The organism is Dactylosporangium thailandense, from assembly GCF_059739745.1.
On record NZ_AP029195.1, the window covers coordinates 9219801 to 9235609 of the forward strand.

A 15809-nucleotide genomic window follows, 5' to 3' on the forward strand; every position below is an offset into this window, starting at 1 on the left:
CCGGCCACCAGAGTCCACTCAGCAGACCACCGGACCGGCACCGAGAACAGCCCCCGATTCCGCCTCAGCGCTTCGCGCAATCGCGCCCCGGCCTCCCGCTTTGCAAAATCGCGTCTCGGCGTATGCGCGCAGCGCGCCCTGGCGCATATGTGCACAGCGCGCCCCGGCCTCCTGCTTGCGGAATCACGCCCCGATGTATGCGCACAGCGCGGCCCGCGCATGCGTGCACAGCGAGGCCTGGTGCGTGTGCTCAGCGCGCCGCCGGCGGACTGGGACGCCTCAGCGGCTTCCGTGCAGTCTTCCCGCGGCCCGGGCCACGAACAGGCCACCGGGCAGCGCCACGGCACCCTGACCGCGCCAGCGCACGATCAACGCGTCGAGCGCATCCACATGCCGATGCGACAGATCCGTGCCCGGCACCCCGAGGCGCAGCGCCCAAGCATGCAGCACCCGGCTACGGATCGGACCCGGCATGCGCCGCAGCGCCGCCACCGCCAGCCCGCCCGCGTCATCGAGCGCGCCGTTCAGCGCCTCGGCGGCGAGCCCGTCGAGGTACGCGGAGTCCGCCCCGACCAGCCGCGCGGTCCGGGCCAGGTTGCCGACGACGCCATCGCCGAGCGCGGCCACCAGCGGCCGAACCCGCGACCGGGCATAGGCCGCGTCGGCGTTGTGCGGGTCCTCCCACACCACGAGTCCCTCAGCCGCACAGGCCGCCCGGGTCTCGGCCCGGCTGACGTCGAGCAGCGGCCGCACGAAGAGCACCCCGTTGCGCACCCGCCGCAGCGGCATGCCCGCCAGCCCGCGGGGCCCGGACCCCCGAGCCAGCGCCAGCAGCACGGTCTCCGCCTGGTCATCCCGCGTGTGCCCGAGCAACACCATGGAGGCCCCGAGCTCGATCGCGGACGCCTCGAGTGCCGAGTACCGCGCCTCGCGAGCCGCCCCTTCCGGCCCACCGGCACTCCCGACGCGAACGGTCCGCACCTGCACGGGCGCAAACCCGCGATCGACCGCCCAGTCGGCCAGATCCCCGGCCCGCTCCGCGGACCCGTCCTGCAGCCCGTGGTCGACGGTCACGAGCCCGCAGCGAACCCCCATCCGCCGCGCCACGAACAACGCCCCCACGGCCAGCGCCATCGAGTCCGCCCCGCCCGAACAGGCCACGAGCACCGTGTCCCCCGCGGAAACCCCAGCACCAGGCGCACCACCGACGCTTCCGACCGCGCTGACCGCTCCGCCCGAGGCCGCTCCACTCAGAGACACGCTGGACAAGACCGCGCCGCGCAAGGCCACGTCCGGCGGCAGCGTTCCGCCCCGGGAAGCGCCGCGCAGGGGCACCACGCCGGCATCCGGCCCCACCGACGGATCTTCACCGGCCTCGGCGGCGATCGGAGGCGCGTCAGATGCGTTCGCAGCTAGGTGCGCGTCGCCCTCGTGCACCGCGCGCGGGAACTCGCCCCGGGGCGGCACCGGGGCGGGATAGTCGCCGGGGGCGAGCCGAAGCGGCGCGCCGTCATCGGGTCCGGCGGCGGGCGCCCGACCGGCGATAGCCGGGCTCCCGGCCAGCGGCGTGTCGTCCTGGGGCGCCATCGCCGTGGTCGGGTCCAGGAGCCGCGGCGTATCCGCGGACGCCGCGGGCCGAGAGCCCGGAGCTGATTCGCCACCGGCAGACGGCTCAGGGAGCCGCGCCGTGAGCCGTGCGCCGTGAGCCGACTCGCCGTCAGGGAGCCGCGCCGTGGGCCGTGCGCCGTGAGCCGATTCGCCGCCGGTGTCCAGGTCAGGGAGCCGCGCCGGGAGCCGTGAGCCGAGAGCCGACTCGCCGTCAGGGAGCCGCGCCGCGAGCCGGGAACCCGGAGCTGATTCGTTGCCGGTGTCCGGGTCCGGAGCGCCGGTGAGGGCGCGCCGGACCGCGTTGCGTACGGCGGCGACCGCCGGCGACAGCGCCGCCACTCGATCAGATGCCGGTGGCGGGCTTGGCCGAGCCCTCCGCCTTGTCATTGTCCGAGTCAGGGGCGGGCGTGGCCGGGTCGGTCAGGTGCTCGGCGACCTCGGGGTCCGAGGACTCGGCGACGCGCATCGCCTCCCCCGGCTCGAAGGCGCCGATCGGCTCCGGTGCCGAGTCGGTCGCAGCCGGCTCGGAGACCGCCGCCGGCCCGGGCTCGCCGCCGACACTGCCCGGCTCGATCTCGGCCGGCTCGTCGTCAACGTCGGTCGCGGCCCCGGAAGCCGGCGCGGCGCCAGTATCGGCCGCGGAAGCCGGCGCGGCGCCGGTGTCGGTCGCGGCCGCTGAGGTCGGTTCGGCGTCGGTCGCGGCGGAGGATGTGCCGGCCGCAGCCGACCAGGCGTCCGATGCCGTTTCGGGCGCCGGCGGTACGACTGCCGGAGCGACCACAGTCGTGGACTCCTCCGGCGTCAGCCCCGCCACCTCGGTCGGCTCGGCGACGCCCGCCTCCGCCGGGGACTCGTCCAGCGGCTCGGGCACCGTCGGCACCGGGGCCGGCGGCTCCTCCACGGCCGAGTCCGAGCCCGAAGCCGCGACCGAGGACGCCGCGGCGGCCGAACCGTGAGCGGCGATCGAGGACGGCGGGGTCGCGGCGGTCGAGCGGCTCAGGGCGCTCGCCCCGAGGACCCGCACGATCCAGGCGTCGGGGTCGGAGAGCTCGTTGAGGCGCGGGATGGTCAGCGGCGACTGCCAGATGCGGTTGAAGCTCTCCATGCCGACGCGCTCGACGACGGCGTGGACGAACTTGCGGCCCTCCGCATACTGCCGCATCTTCACGTCCACGCCGAGAAGCTTGCGCAGGACACGGTCGAGGGGGTTGCCGGCCTCGCGGCGGCGGTTGAACTTGGCGCGGATGTCGTCAACCGTCGGTACGACATCCGGACCCACGCCATCCATCACGAACTCCGCGTGGCCCTCCAGCACCGTCATGAGTGCGGTCAGGCGGTCGAGCACCGCCTTCTGGCCCGGCGTCTGGACGAGATCGAGCACCGAGACGCGGCTGTCGGGGTCGCGGACCACGTCGGCGAGGGCGGTCACGCCCCGGCGCAGGCGCTCGGCGAGCTGGTCCTGGTTGAGCTGGGACGCGTCGACGAAGGCGCCGACCTCACCCAGGAAGTATCCCCGCATCCACGGCACAGCCGTGAACTGCACGCGGTGGGTGACCTCGTGCAGGCACACCCAGAGGCGGAAGTCGCGCGAGTTGGCGCCCAGCCTGCGCTCGGCCTCGACGATGTTCGGGGCGACGAGCAGCAGCTGGCCGGGGTCGGCGGAGAAGACCTCGTATTGGCCCAGGACCTTGCCGGAGAGGTAGGCCAGCACCGTGCCGGCCTGCACGCCGGTGAAGCGCGAGCCGATGGCCCCGACGATGGCGCCCGGCGGTTTGCCGCCCGCGAGCCGCTCGGCCAGCGGCTGAATGACCTCGCGCAGCCCCGCGATGTTGGTGGCGGCCCAGTCGCGGCGGTCGACAACGCGCACCGGCGGGCCCTGGATCATGGCCTTCAGGCCGGTGAACTCGGTGACGTGCCCGGAGGCCTCATCGGCCAGGCCGCGTAGGTCGGTGACGGCGTCCGCGGCCTCCTCGTATGACACCGCGGGGCCACTCTTGCCCAGCGCCGCGGCGGTTGCTGCGGCCAGATCCCAATCGACGAACTGCGCCATGAACCAACCGTACCCGCGCTGGGCCACCGCTGTGGCGGGTGGAAACCCTGAGTACACCCTGATCGACGCAGCGTCACCGCGGCGGTGCTCAGTGACACCCACAGGCGGCAAGAGCTGCGGCAACTCTGTCAAGGGCGATCACGGCCTGATCCGCGTTGGTGGTCTGGTCGGCCATGAACGCGAACGCGAGCGTGCGTCCGTCGGCGTCCACGACGACGCCGGCCAGCGAGTTGACACCGGTCAGGGTGCCGGTTTTGGCGCGCACGAGCCCGGCGGCCGACCCGCCCTGGTCCGGCTTGAGGTAGCGGGTGGTGAGTGTCCCGGAGTACGCCGCGACCGGCAGACCACTGAAGATCGAGTGCAGGTCGGCGCGGTCGGGCCGGGCGGCCATCGCCAGGACGGCCGTGAGCAGGGCCGGGGAGAGCCGGTCGTTGCGCGAGAAGCCGCTGCCGTCGACCAGTCCGTAGCCGGTGACCGGCAGCCCGAGCTCCTCCAGGACGCTCTTCGTGGCCGCCGCCCCGCCCTCGAAGGAGGCCGGCTGGCTCTTGGCCAGCGCCACCTGCCGCGCGAGCGCGTCGGCGAGCACGTTGTCGCTCTCCTGCAGCATGAACTCGACCATGCGCGACATGGGCGCGGACTCGACCTTGCCAAGTTCCTTCGCGCCCTGCGGGGCGTTTCCGGCCGCGACGGCATTCGTCGGTACGCCCAATGCGCTCGCGAATGCCTGAGCCGCCTGAAGATCGGGCTTCGGGTACCGCTGGGCGTACTTCTGCTGCTTCTGCCGCCCGCCCTCGGTCATGATCGGCGTCATCACGGCACCGGAGCCGCCGGTCGTCGCGTCGGAGTCCCAGCCCGGCCCGATGCCGGAGCCGGTGTAGATGCTGACGTCGTAGGTCACCTTGGTGGGAGCCTGGCCGCCGAGCGCCTCTTTCACCTGCTTGGCGAGATCGTCGATGCGGGCGGCGCCGGGGTAGTACGACGTCGGGAAGACCGCGAGCGTCGGGTCGCCGCCCGCGACGAGCACGACCTCGCCCGGCTGCGTGCCCGCGACCGCCTTGGTCTCGATGCGGTACGCGGGCCCCCGCGCCGCCAGCACGGCCGCCGCGGTCACGAGCTTGGTGGTCGAGGCCGGGGTCATCGCCGCGTCCGGCTCCGAGGAGTAGATGGTCTGCCCGGTCGAGACGTCCACGACCGACGCGGTGATGTGCGGCCCGAGCTGGGGCACGGCCAGCAGCGACTGCAGCGCCGAGGTGACCCCGCCCTGGGTCGGCATCGGGGCCTGGGCGTCCGCCGCGGCGAGCACCGCCGGCGGCGCGGCCGGGGCCGTCCCGTCCGTCCAGTGCGTCTTCTGCCCGCCTGCGAGGCCGAGCCCATTGACGATCTGCGTTCCGGCGAAGACCGAGGCCAGGGCCGCACCGAGCGCCAGGACCAGCGCGACGACGGCGGCGATCAGGCCGGCCCCGGCGCGTCGTTGTGGTGTTTCCCTCGCCATCCGACCCTCCCCGCGATGCCCCACCGTGCCGTACGCGAGACTAATGGTCGGCGCAGCGGTGCGAGGGTGAGGAGTCGTCAGATGGACTTCGACGTCACGGTCGAAATCCCCAAGGGTCAGCGCAACAAGTACGAGGTCGACCACGCCACCGGCCGGATCCGGCTGGACCGGACTCTGTTCACCTCGACGCAGTACCCGGCCGACTACGGCTACATCGAGGGCACGCTCGGCCAGGACGAGGACCCGCTCGACGCGCTCGTGCTCGTGCAGTCCCCGACCTTCCCGGGCTGCCTGATCCGTTCCCGGGCGATCGGGATGTTCCGCATGACGGACGAGAAGGGCGGCGACGACAAGGTCCTGTGCGTCCCGGCCGACGACCCGCGGCTGGAGCACCTGCGGGACATCCACCACCTCGGCGAGTTCGACCGCCTGGAGATCCAGCACTTCTTCGAGGTCTACAAGGACCTCGAGCCCGGCAAGAGCGTCGAGGGCGCGACCTGGGTCGGTCGCGTCGAGGCGGAGGCGGAGATCGCCGAGTCCCGGCGCCGTTATGCCGAGGCCATCGCCGCGGGCACGTACCACGACCCCGGCGTGGCCCCGATCGCCCGCCCGGTCGACTAGACCGGCGGGTCACCGCGAAGGCGCCCGGTCGTCCGACACCGGGCGCCTTCGCGTTTCATAGGAACAAGCCGTACAACCCGAAAACCGCGCAGGCGAGCGGCACCACCGCGACCACGCACAGGGTGTCGAGCAGATCCGCCGCGCGCCCGAGGTAGGGCGAGGCCGGACGCGACGCGGCCCGCGTTCCCGCCACGGCGACGCCGAGCGCCACCAGCGGCGCCACGGCCGCGACGATCCGGGCGTCGAACCCGGCGAACAGCGCGAGCAGGGCGAAACCCGCCAGCCCGGCCAGGATGAGCGGCAGCCGTTGCCGGATGGTCAGGAACGTGCGGGCCCGCAGCAGCAGCGCGGCCGCGCCGACCGCGACGAGCACCATGCCGGAGACGTCCCCGGACCGGGCGAGCACGACCGACCCGCCCACGGCGGCCGCGGCGAGCCCGAGCAGCATGCCCGTGAGCAGTTCGTCCGTGCGCGCGACGGCGGCGAAGATCCGGCCCCGGTCAGCGGCCGGCCCGCGCCCGCCCGGGGAGAGGTCGGCCGGCGTGGCCACGACCGGCATCGGCAGGCGGCCGAGCCGGATGGCCAGCAGCGGCAGCCCGGCCACGCCCGCCACCAGCACGGCGAGCAGCACCGCGGCCGCGGCGGCCGGACGGGTCGCGGCGGCGAGCAGCCCGGTCAGCGAGCCGAGCACGCCCACGGTCGCGCCGGCCGCGAACAGGCGCATCAGGTGCGCGACGCCGACGGCGCCGAAGAGCGCGGCGAGCAGGAGCGCCACGGCCCCGAGCAGCGCGCGGGCCGCCGGCGCGGCGGCCGCGGGCGCCGCCAGCCAGCCACCGGCGGCGGCGAACGGCAGGGCGAAGGCGGCCAGGTTCGCACCGACCAGTGCGTCGCCGTAGGCCCGCGACGCCGTGACGCCGGCCAGCAGCAGCCCGGCGGTGACGGCCGCGGCGACCAGGGGCAGGTCGGCCCGGACGACGGCGATCAGCGCGACGAGCAGCCCGGCCCCGGCGGCTCCGATCGCGGCCGCCCGGGTCGCGGCCGGACCCCACGGCAGGCCCTGCCGGCGTGCGCCCGCGGCGATGGCCTCGACCACGTCGTCGTATTCCAGCTCCGGCCAGCCGGTGCGGGCCGGGACCAGGTGCAGGACGGTGCCGTCGCGCACCCCCTGCCCCGCCAGCCCGGCGGCGGCCGACAGCGTGGTGCCGTCGGCCCGCCGCAGCAGCCAGCCGCCGTGCCGTTCACCCTCGTCGGCGAGCCCGTCGCCCGCATGCTGCAGGAGCTCGGGAAGCAATTCAGCCAGCGGTACCGCATCAGGCACCGCAACATCGACGCGCCGCCCGGGCGCGTTGATCGTGATGCGGGCCAGACCGGCCGCTGCAGTCGACATGGGCATAGAACTACCACGATCCGTCGGCACGCGTCGCCCCCGAGCGCCCGCCGATTCCACAGCGTGACGAAGTCGTCACGATCAATGGTCCGGGGCGGAAAAGTGTCGTACCCCTCACTTAGGGTTTCCGGCGTGACCACGGTCGTCGTGAAGCGTTCCCCGCGCCGGCCCGCTCCGGAGATCCCGAGCGGGGAGATCGTCGTGGCCGCCCCGCCGGAGCTCCCGCCGGCCCCCGCGTCGCGCTGGCAACAGCTGGTGCAGGTGGTGCCGATGCTCACCGGCACCGTCGCGACGGCCCTGCTCTTCGCCGGGCGCGAGGGCGGGACGTATTCCTATGTCATCGGCGCCATCTTCGGCTTCTCGACGCTCGGCATGCTGTTGACGTCCACCGGCGCCGGCTCGCCGAAGAAGGCCGAGATGGTCGTGGCGCGCCGGGAATACCTGCGCCACCTCGCCCAGCTGCGCCGGCGCGTCCGCGAGACCGCGGCCCGGCAGCGCACCGGCCTGCACTACCGGCACCCGGACCCGCACGCGCTCTGGTCCTCGGTCGACGGCTATCGCCTGTGGGAGCGGCGCGCGACCGACGGTGACTTCGCCATCGTGCGGGTCGCCACCGGCCCGCAGACCCTCGCCACCCCGCTCATCCCGCCGACGACCCGCCCCCTGCAGGACCTGGAGCCGATGACCGCGGCCGCGCTGCGGCGGTTCCTCGACGCCTACTCGGTGGTCCCCGGCCTCCCGGTGGCCGTCTCCCTGCGCAGCTTCGCCCGCGTCCACCTGCGCGCCGGGCGGGCCGCCTCCGGCCCGACCGGCGAGCACGACCCGGCGCGGGCGCTGGCCCGGGCCGTCCTCGCCCAGCTCACGGTGTTCCACGCCCCCGACGACCTGCTCGTCGCGGTCTGCGCCGGGCCCGACCGGCGCGCGTGGTGGGAATGGACGAAGTGGCTGCCCCACGCCCTGCACCCGACCCGGGCCGACGCGCTCGGCCCGGTCCGCCTCTTCGCCGAGACCGCCGGGGAGCTCGAGGAGCGCCTTGACGACCTGCTGCGCAGCCGGGGCCGGTTCGACGCCGAGCGGGAGGGCCCGCCGGCCGCGCCCTACATCGTGGTGGTGCTCGACGGCGGCGACCTGTCCGGCAGCGCGCACCTGGGCACCGACGGCGGCATCGACGGGGTGACCATCGTGGACCTCGACCGGGAGCCGCCGCGGCTGCTCGACCGGTCCGCGATCGTCCTGGAGACCGTCGGCGGCCGGCTCGCCACGATCACCGCCGACCACGACGTCGCCGAGCCGCCGCCGGCGATCGGGGTCGTCGACGCGCTCGACGTCGCCGAGGCCGAGGTCGTCGCCCGCCGGCTGGCGCCGCTGCGGCTGGCGGTCGCAACCGGCCTCGACGGGCCGCCGGGCGAGGGGCGGGAGGCCGGCGCCGAGCTGGACTTCCCGGCGCTGCTGGAGATCGGCGACCCGGAGACGCTGGACCCCGCGAAGTCGTGGGCGCCGCGGCCGCACCGCGACCGGCTGCGCATCGCGATCGGCGTCGGGCAGCAGGGCCAGCCGGTCGACCTGGACCTCAAGGAGTCGGCCGAGGACGGCATGGGGCCGCACGGGCTGCTCATCGGGGCGACCGGCTCCGGCAAGTCGGAGCTGCTGCGCACGCTGGTGCTCGGCCTCGCCGCGACGCACTCCTCCGAGACGCTCAACTTCGTGCTCATCGACTACAAGGGCGGCGCGACCTTCGCCCGGATGGACCGCCTCCCGCACGTCGCCGCGTTCATCTCCAACCTGCGCTCGGAGCTGCTGCTGGTCGACCGCATGACCGACGCGATCACCGGCGAGGTGGTCCGCCGCCAGGAGGTGCTGCGCCGGGCGGGCGACTACGACTCGGTCCGCGACTACGAGCGAGCCCGGGCCGGGGGTGCGCCGCTGGCCCCGCTGCCGAGCCTGCTGGTCGTCGTCGACGAGTTCAGCGAGCTGCTGGAGGCCAAGCCGGACTTCATCGACCTGTTCGTGCAGATCGGGCGGGTGGGCCGGTCGCTGGGCATCCACCTGCTGCTCGCCTCGCAGCGGCTGGAGGAGGGCCGGCTGCGCGGGCTGGACACGCACCTGTCGTATCGCATCGGCCTGCGCACCTTCAACTCGCTCGAGTCGCGGACGGTGCTGGGGGTGCCGGATGCGTACGAGCTGCCGAAGAAGCCCGGCGGGCACGGCATCCTCAAGTCCGGCACCGAGCCGCTGACCCGGTTCAAGGGCGCCTACGTCGGCGGGGTGTGGCGACGGGCGGGGCGGGCCGCGACGAGCGCCGGCGGCGGCGGGCGGCCGCGGGTGATGGCATACGGGACGCGGTACGTGCCGGCGCCGCCCGCGCCCGGGCCCGAGCTGGAGCCGTCGGTGGCGCCGGAGGGCGAGAGCCTGCTCGACATCATCGTCGACCAGCTCGCCGGGCGGGGCGTGCCCGCCCACCAGGTGTGGCTGCCGCCGCTGGCCCCCTCGGCACCGCTGGACGACGTGCTCGGGCCGCTGACGATCGACCCCGGCCGCGGGCTGACCGTCACCACCCCGCAGCTGCAGGGGGCGCTGCAGGTGCCGGTCGCGCTCATCGACAACCCGCTCGAGCAGCGCCGGGACGTGCTGTGGTTCCGGCTCGACGGCGCCCAGGGGCACGTCGCGGTGGTCGGCGGGCCGCACAGCGGCAAGTCGGTGGCGCTGCGCACGCTGGTCACGGCGCTGGCGCTCACCCACACACCGGAGGAGATCCAGGTGTACTGCCTGGACTTCGGCGGCGGCCAGCTCGCCGGGCTGCGGGAGCTGCCCCACGTCGGCGGGGTCGCGGGGCGCCTGGACGCCAATGCGGTCCGGCGCACGATCGGCGAGGTCGCCGCCCTGCTCGCGGCGCGCGAGCAGCGCTTCGCCGCGGCCGGGATCGACGGGATGCCCACCTACCGGCGGCGGCGCGCGGCCGGCGGGCCCGGGAGCCCCGACGACGGCTGGGGCGACGTGTTCCTGGTCGTCGACGGCTGGCCCAGCGTGCGCAAGGACTACGAGGATCTCGTGGCGGTAGTGGTCGACATCGCCACGCGCGGGCTGTCCTACGGCATCCACGTGGTCGTCTCCGCCTCGCGCTGGATGGATTTCCAGTCCGGCCTCCGCGACCTGCTCGGAGCGCGGATCGAGCTGCGGCTCGGCGACCCCGGCGACTCGCTCGGCCAGCGCCGGGCGGCCGCGGCCGTGCCGCTCGAGACGCCGGGCCGCGGGATGACGCAGGAAGGGCTGCATCTGCTCGTGGTGCAGCCGCGGCTGAACGGGGCCGAGCCCGGTGAGCTGGTGCGGACGATCGCCTCGGCCTGGCCCGGCGCGCCCGCCCGGCCGGTGCGGATGCTGCCCGCGTCGGTGCCCTGGTCCGAGATCGCCGGCGACGCCGACCCGGAGAACCCGCTCGCGCTGCCGATCGGCATCGCCGAGTCCGACCTGCGCCCGGTGCGCATCGACTTCGCGGTCGAACCGCATCTGCTGGCCTTCGGCGACGCCGAGTGCGGCAAGTCGACGCTGCTGCGCGGCCTGGCGACCTCGATCAGCGCCCGGTTCACGCCGGAGGAGGCGCGGATCGTGCTGATCGACCATCGGCGCAGCCTGCTCGGGGCGGTGCGGACGGAGCACCTGATCGGCTACGGCACGGGGACGCAGCAGACCGTCGACCTCATCGCCTCGGTCGCGGACTACATGCAGCGGCGCCTGCCCGGCCCGGACGTGACCGAGGACCAGCTGCGCAACCGCAGCTGGTGGACCGGGCCGCAGTGCTTCGTGCTCGTCGACGACTACGACCTGGTGCCGACGGCCGCCGGGAACCCGCTCACGCCGCTGCTGCCTTACCTCGCGCAGGCCCGCGACATCGGGCTGCACCTGATCGTCGCCCGGCACAGCGGGGGCGTGGGGCGCGCGCTCTTCGAGCCGGTGCTGCAGCGGCTGCGCGAGCTCGCTTCGCCGGTCGTGCTCATGTCGGGCGATCGCGACGAGAGTCTGGCCTTGAACAACGTGCGGTTCAGCGCTCTGCCGCCGGGCCGCGCTCGGCTGGTCACGCGGAAGGAGAGCGGCACGCTTATTCAGATCGCCGACTGCCCCGTCGCCTGAGCCCTCCGCCGCGGGCCGGGACCGGCCGCGCCAGATTGGGCCGCGCCGCTTGGAGCTGAGCCGCGCCAGGCCGGACTGGTCTGCGCCTGACTGGATCGGGCCGCGCCGGGCTGGGTCCGGCCGGGCTGGACTGGGCCAGTCTGCGCCACGCAGCGCCGAGGGCTGGGGCCGCGCCCGGCTGGGCCGCGCAGGCCCAGATCGGGACACGCAGGGCCAGGTCGGCCGCGTCAGGCTGGCCGAGCCGAGCCAGGCCACGCCAGGCGCGCGCGCAGGCTGGGGCTGGTCCACGCCTGACTGGGCCGATTGATGCTGGGCACCGCGGCGCCCAGCTGGTCGCGCTCGCCAAGGCCGTGCGGAGGCGTGGGGGCGCGCCGGGCGGGTCGCGCCTGGAGCACCAATCGGGGTTGGGCCGCATGGAGCCGAGCGCAGGAGGGCTCGTTGATGCCGAGCCGCGCCGCATCAGCCAGGCCACGCGTGCCGGGCCGGGCGTGCCGGGCCACGCGTGCCGGGCCGGGCGTGCCGGGCCACGCGTGCCGGGCCGGGCGTGCCGGGCCGGGCGTGCCGGGCCGGGCGTGCCGGGCCACGCGTGCCGGGCCGGGCGTGCCGGGCCACGCGTGCCGGGCCGGGCGTGCCGGGCCACGCGTGCCGGGCCACGCGTGCCGGGCCACGCGTGCCGGGCCGGGCGTGCCGGGCCACGCGTGCCGGGCCGGGCGTGCCGGGCGTGCCGGGCCGATTGATGCTGGGCACCGCGGCGCCCAGCTGGTCGCGCTCGCCGAGGCCGTGCCGAGCCGTGGTGCGCGCCGAGCGGGTTGCGCCCGGACCATCCATCGGAAGTGGGCCGCGTGGGGCCGAGCAGCAGGAGGACTCGACTATGCCGAGCCGGCCGATCAGCCAGGCCGCGCACCGACGGCCCGAACCGCCCACCGCGCCCCGCCGCACCTGCCAGGCCGCACGCAGACGCCTCGAACCGCTCGCCGCACCTGCCGGGCCGCACGCAAAAGGCCTCTAACCGCCCCGCCGCATCTGCCAGGCCGCACGCAGACGCCTCGAACCGCCCCGCCGCGCACTGGCGGCCGCGCGCGCAAACGCCTCGGAGCGGTCCGGCGCGGCCGCTGGATCTGTGCGAGTGGGGTTGCTCGCTGAGCCAGAGTTGCCGGACGTCCGCTGGCGCCGAGTGCTCCCCCTCGTGGTGTGAGTCGGCCGGCGGTCGCGGCGGCTGCGGGGCGAGCGGCGACCGTCTGCGCGGAGGGAGGGGTGTAGGCGCTGCTGGGCGGGCGTCACCGGGCCGAACGGGTTACCACCTTTCGGCGAGGTGGGGCCAGAGGCCTGACAGATCCGACCAAGACGGTCCAGAATGTCTCCATCGCGCTCACCTCCATCGCCCGCGCCGCCGGCCGTGCCCTTGCTCTGGGGCTGTCGGCGGCGCTCGCCTGTGCGGTGGGAGTCGGGGTTGGGCCGGTGGCCGCGGTCGCCTTCGAGGCCCGCAGCGAGCAGTGGCAGCTCACCGCCCTCGACGCGCGGGACGCCTGGAAGGTCTCGACCGGGAAGGGCGTGATCGTCGCCGTCATCGACAGCGGGGTCGACGCCACGCACCCGGATCTCGCCGGGCAGGTGCTGCCCGGGCTCGACCTCGTCGACCCCGCGGCGGGGGACGAGGGGAAGGTCGATCCGGTCGGGCACGGTACGACCGTTGCCGCCCTCATCGCGGGCAACAACCGGGATCGTTCGGGGGCCGGGGGGATCGCGCCCGGGGCCAAGATCCTGCCGATCCGGGTTCTGGACGAGGCGAACAAGTACGACGATCCGGGTGTCGTGGCCAAGGCGGTGCGCTGGGCGGTGGATCACCGGGCTTCCGTGATCAACCTTTCGCTCGGCGGGGCGCTGCGCAGCGAGGCGATCGCGGAGGCGCTGCAGTACGCGGCGGCGCACGATGTCGTGGTTGTCGCTTGTACCGGCAACATCGCCACCGACCCGTCGATCCACCAGGTGTGGTATCCGGCGCGGGAGCCCGGGGTCGTGGCGGTGGCCGGCCTCGGCGCGCGTACCAAGACCTCCAAGGGTGACGTGCTCTGGTCCGGCTCCCTCACCGGGCCCGAGACGGTGCTGACCGCGCCCGCGGTGGATCTCATCGGGGCGAAGCCCGGCGGCGGGTACTGGCAGGTCCAGGGCACCAGCTTCGCGACCCCCCTCGTGGCCGGGGCGGCCTCGCTGGTGCGCGCCCGGTTCCCGAAGATGAGCGCCGCGAACGTCATCAACCGGCTCATCGGCACGGCCAAGGACCTCGGGCCCAAGGGGCGCGACGACCGGTTCGGCTACGGCGAGGTGGACCCGGTCGCGGCGCTGCGCGACACCGTCGGCGAGGTCGCGACCAACCCGCTCGCCGAGGACGCCTCCGGGCCGGGACCGGCCGCGACCCCGGCCGGCGACGAGGCGGAGGCCGAGCAGGCCGGGCCGCTGCGGCCGGGCGGGGCGGCGCCGATGCCGAGCACGTCCGCGGAGCCGGATCTGCGGCAGCTGGCGAGCGACGTGCGCACGGAGGCCGGCGCGGTCGCGGGCCTCACGGCGGTGCTGCTGATCTCCATCGCGGGAGCTTCCGGCGTACTACTCCATCACCGCCGCCGCGCCCGGCACTCGACCACCCTGTAGCCACCACGCAGGAGACCAGAAGGCTAGGCGCACTCCCCCGTCTGCGTCGGGTCCGTGTGCTGCTTGCCCGCCTCGGCGACCTGCGACGCCTCGTCCGCCGTCACCGCGAAGCCCGTCTGCGGATCGTCCGCCGCCGCGGCGAAGATGACCCCGATGACCTCGCCGTCGGTGGAGAGCAGCGGGCCGCCAGAGTTGCCGGAGCGGACCAGCGCCCGGATCGTGTAGATCTCCCGGGTCACCTTGTCCTTGTCGTAGATGTCCGGGCCGGTGATGTCGCGGTGGTCGCGGATGCGGGCCGACTGCGCGTCGTACGGCCCGTCGAGCGGGTAGCCGAGCACGATCGCGTCGTCGTTGGACTCGGCCTTCTTCGCGGCGAAGGGCAGGACCGGGGCGTTGAGGCTCTTGACGTAGAGGACCGCGATGTCCCGCTTCGGGTCGTAGGCGACCACGGTCGCGGGCAGCGGGCGCGAGGAGCCGTCGACGAGGACGCTCACGGTCTTGGTGCCGGCCACGACGTGGGCGTTGGTCATGACGCGGTTCTGCGAGTAGACGAAGCCGGAGCCCTCGATGCGCCGCGAGCAGCTCGGTGCCTGGCCGAGGACCTTGACCACGGACTTCTTGGCACTCTTGACCAGCTCGGAGCCCGCGAGCTTCGGGTCCGGCGGGGAGACCTCCTTGACCCGGGTCGGCGAAAGGCCGTCGAACACGTCCGGGAAGCCGCGGGTGTCCACGGTGTCGCGCAGCGCCTGGGAGAGCGCGTCGGCCTGGGCCGGCATCGCCTTGTCGACCACGTTCAGGATGATCGAGTTGCTGACCGAGCGGGCCAGCCAGGGCAGCGACGACGTGCTCAGCGGGGCGGCGACCAGCCAGACGACGAGGAGCACGGCCACGACCGAGACGACGGCGCCGCCCGCGTTGTCGACGGCCTGGGCGTTACGGCTGACGATCGCGTTGCGCAGCCGGTTGCCGACGAAGCTCGCGAGGGCCTGGCCGGCGACGGCGAGGCCGAAGACCGCGGAGAGCGACACGACCACGCGGGCCTGGTCGGAGGAGAAGAACTGCTCGGCGATCATCGGGCCGAGCTGCAGGCCGAGCAGCGCGCCCCCGAAGAAGCCGACGAATGACAGCAGACCCACAAGAAAGCCCTGGCGATATCCGTTGATAGCGAACATCACCATGAGGAGCAGGAGGACGAGGTCGATCACGCTGCCGGACACGCATTCAACGTACAGGTGCGGCACCAGATGTCGGCATCTCCTCAACCCGGCCGGTCGGCCACTCCACCGCCCATCCGCCGAGTTCCAGCAGCGTGGACAGCACGCCGGCGGTGAAGCCCCAGACCAACATGTCGTGAATCCGAAACGCCGGGCCGATCCAGCCGCTGGGGTGGCGAAGCCGCAGGCGGTGGGCGGGGTCGACCAGCTCGCGGATGGGGAGGCGCTCGACGCGGGCCACCTCGCGCGGGTCGGCCGGGCCGACCGGGTGCGGCTCGCGCCACCAGGCGAGGACGGGTGTGACGAGGAAGTTACTCACCGGGATCCACAGCGTCGGCAGGGTCGTGATGACCTCGACCGTGCTCGCGTCCAGGCCGACCTCCTCCTCGGCCTCGCGCAGCGCGCACGCGATCGAGTCGGCGTCGCCGGGGTCGACCGCGCCGCCGGGGAACGCGGGCTGGCCGGCGTGGTTGCGCATGTCCGCGGCGCGCTGGAGCAGCAGGATGTCGGGGCCGGTGGCGGGGTCCTCGCCGAAGAGCACGAGCACCGCGCTCTGCCGGCGGCCCTCCCCGTCGGGCGTGGGCAGGCGGGTGAAGTCGGCCGCGTCGGTGTTGCGGATGTTGCTGAGCAGCGGCTCGAACCAGCCGGGCAGCTCGGTCGGCAGCT

General features: G+C 74.5%; 8 protein-coding genes and 1 pseudogene. 3 read left to right on the top strand and 6 right to left on the bottom strand.

Annotation, left to right across the window (positions count from 1 at the left end; genetic code table 11):
* Nucleotides 1–279 precede the first annotated feature (279 nt).
* The 3 genes and pseudogenes from tilS to dacB form a co-directional block, all read right to left on the bottom strand.
* Nucleotides 280–1167: a tRNA lysidine(34) synthetase TilS gene (gene tilS / locus AC6JBM_RS41065; RefSeq protein WP_497979185.1), complete on the bottom strand. Its 888-nt coding sequence runs from the start codon at nucleotides 1165–1167 to the stop codon at nucleotides 280–282.
* 1450 nt (nucleotides 1168–2617) lie between these two features.
* Nucleotides 2618–3658: pseudogene (locus AC6JBM_RS41070) on the bottom strand (zinc-dependent metalloprotease); the annotation flags it as partial.
* A gap of 88 nt (nucleotides 3659–3746) precedes the next feature.
* Nucleotides 3747–5150 carry a D-alanyl-D-alanine carboxypeptidase/D-alanyl-D-alanine endopeptidase gene (dacB, locus tag AC6JBM_RS41075; RefSeq protein ID WP_497979186.1) on the bottom strand — a complete coding sequence of 468 codons (1404 nt, stop codon included), beginning with the start codon at nucleotides 5148–5150 and terminating at the stop codon, nucleotides 3747–3749.
* 81 nt (nucleotides 5151–5231) lie between these two features.
* Here dacB and AC6JBM_RS41080 point away from each other — a divergent pair, with 81 nt between their 5' ends.
* On the top strand, nucleotides 5232–5771 hold the full coding sequence (locus AC6JBM_RS41080; RefSeq protein ID WP_350612361.1) for an inorganic diphosphatase: 540 nt from the start codon (nucleotides 5232–5234) through the stop codon (nucleotides 5769–5771).
* Between the two features lie 55 nt (nucleotides 5772–5826).
* Here AC6JBM_RS41080 and eccD read toward each other — a convergent pair whose 3' ends face one another.
* The gene (gene eccD, locus AC6JBM_RS41085; RefSeq protein WP_497979187.1) at nucleotides 5827–7158 is read right to left on the bottom strand and encodes a type VII secretion integral membrane protein EccD; all 1332 of its coding nucleotides are present in this window, start codon (nucleotides 7156–7158) and stop codon (nucleotides 5827–5829) included.
* Between the two features lie 132 nt (nucleotides 7159–7290).
* On the opposite strand from eccD, the gene eccCa reads away from it, so the two are divergent.
* Both eccCa and mycP read left to right on the top strand, forming a co-directional pair.
* Nucleotides 7291–11283 (top strand): type VII secretion protein EccCa, encoded by a 3993-nt coding sequence (gene eccCa, locus AC6JBM_RS41090; RefSeq protein ID WP_497979188.1) that lies wholly within the window; start codon nucleotides 7291–7293, stop codon nucleotides 11281–11283.
* A gap of 1458 nt (nucleotides 11284–12741) precedes the next feature.
* Complete coding sequence (gene mycP / locus AC6JBM_RS41095) at nucleotides 12742–13929, top strand: type VII secretion-associated serine protease mycosin (RefSeq protein WP_497979189.1); 1188 nt, start codon at nucleotides 12742–12744, stop codon at nucleotides 13927–13929.
* 23 nt (nucleotides 13930–13952) lie between these two features.
* Here the strand turns inward: mycP and AC6JBM_RS41100 are convergent, their stop codons facing one another.
* Together AC6JBM_RS41100 and AC6JBM_RS41105 are read right to left on the bottom strand one after the other, a co-directional pair.
* Complete coding sequence (locus AC6JBM_RS41100; protein WP_497979190.1) at nucleotides 13953–15146, bottom strand: MarP family serine protease; 1194 nt, start codon at nucleotides 15144–15146, stop codon at nucleotides 13953–13955.
* Between the two features lie 4 nt (nucleotides 15147–15150).
* Nucleotides 15151–15807 (bottom strand): NUDIX hydrolase, encoded by a 657-nt coding sequence (locus tag AC6JBM_RS41105; protein WP_497986649.1) that lies wholly within the window; start codon nucleotides 15805–15807, stop codon nucleotides 15151–15153.
* Nucleotides 15808–15809: the final 2 nt, after the last annotated feature.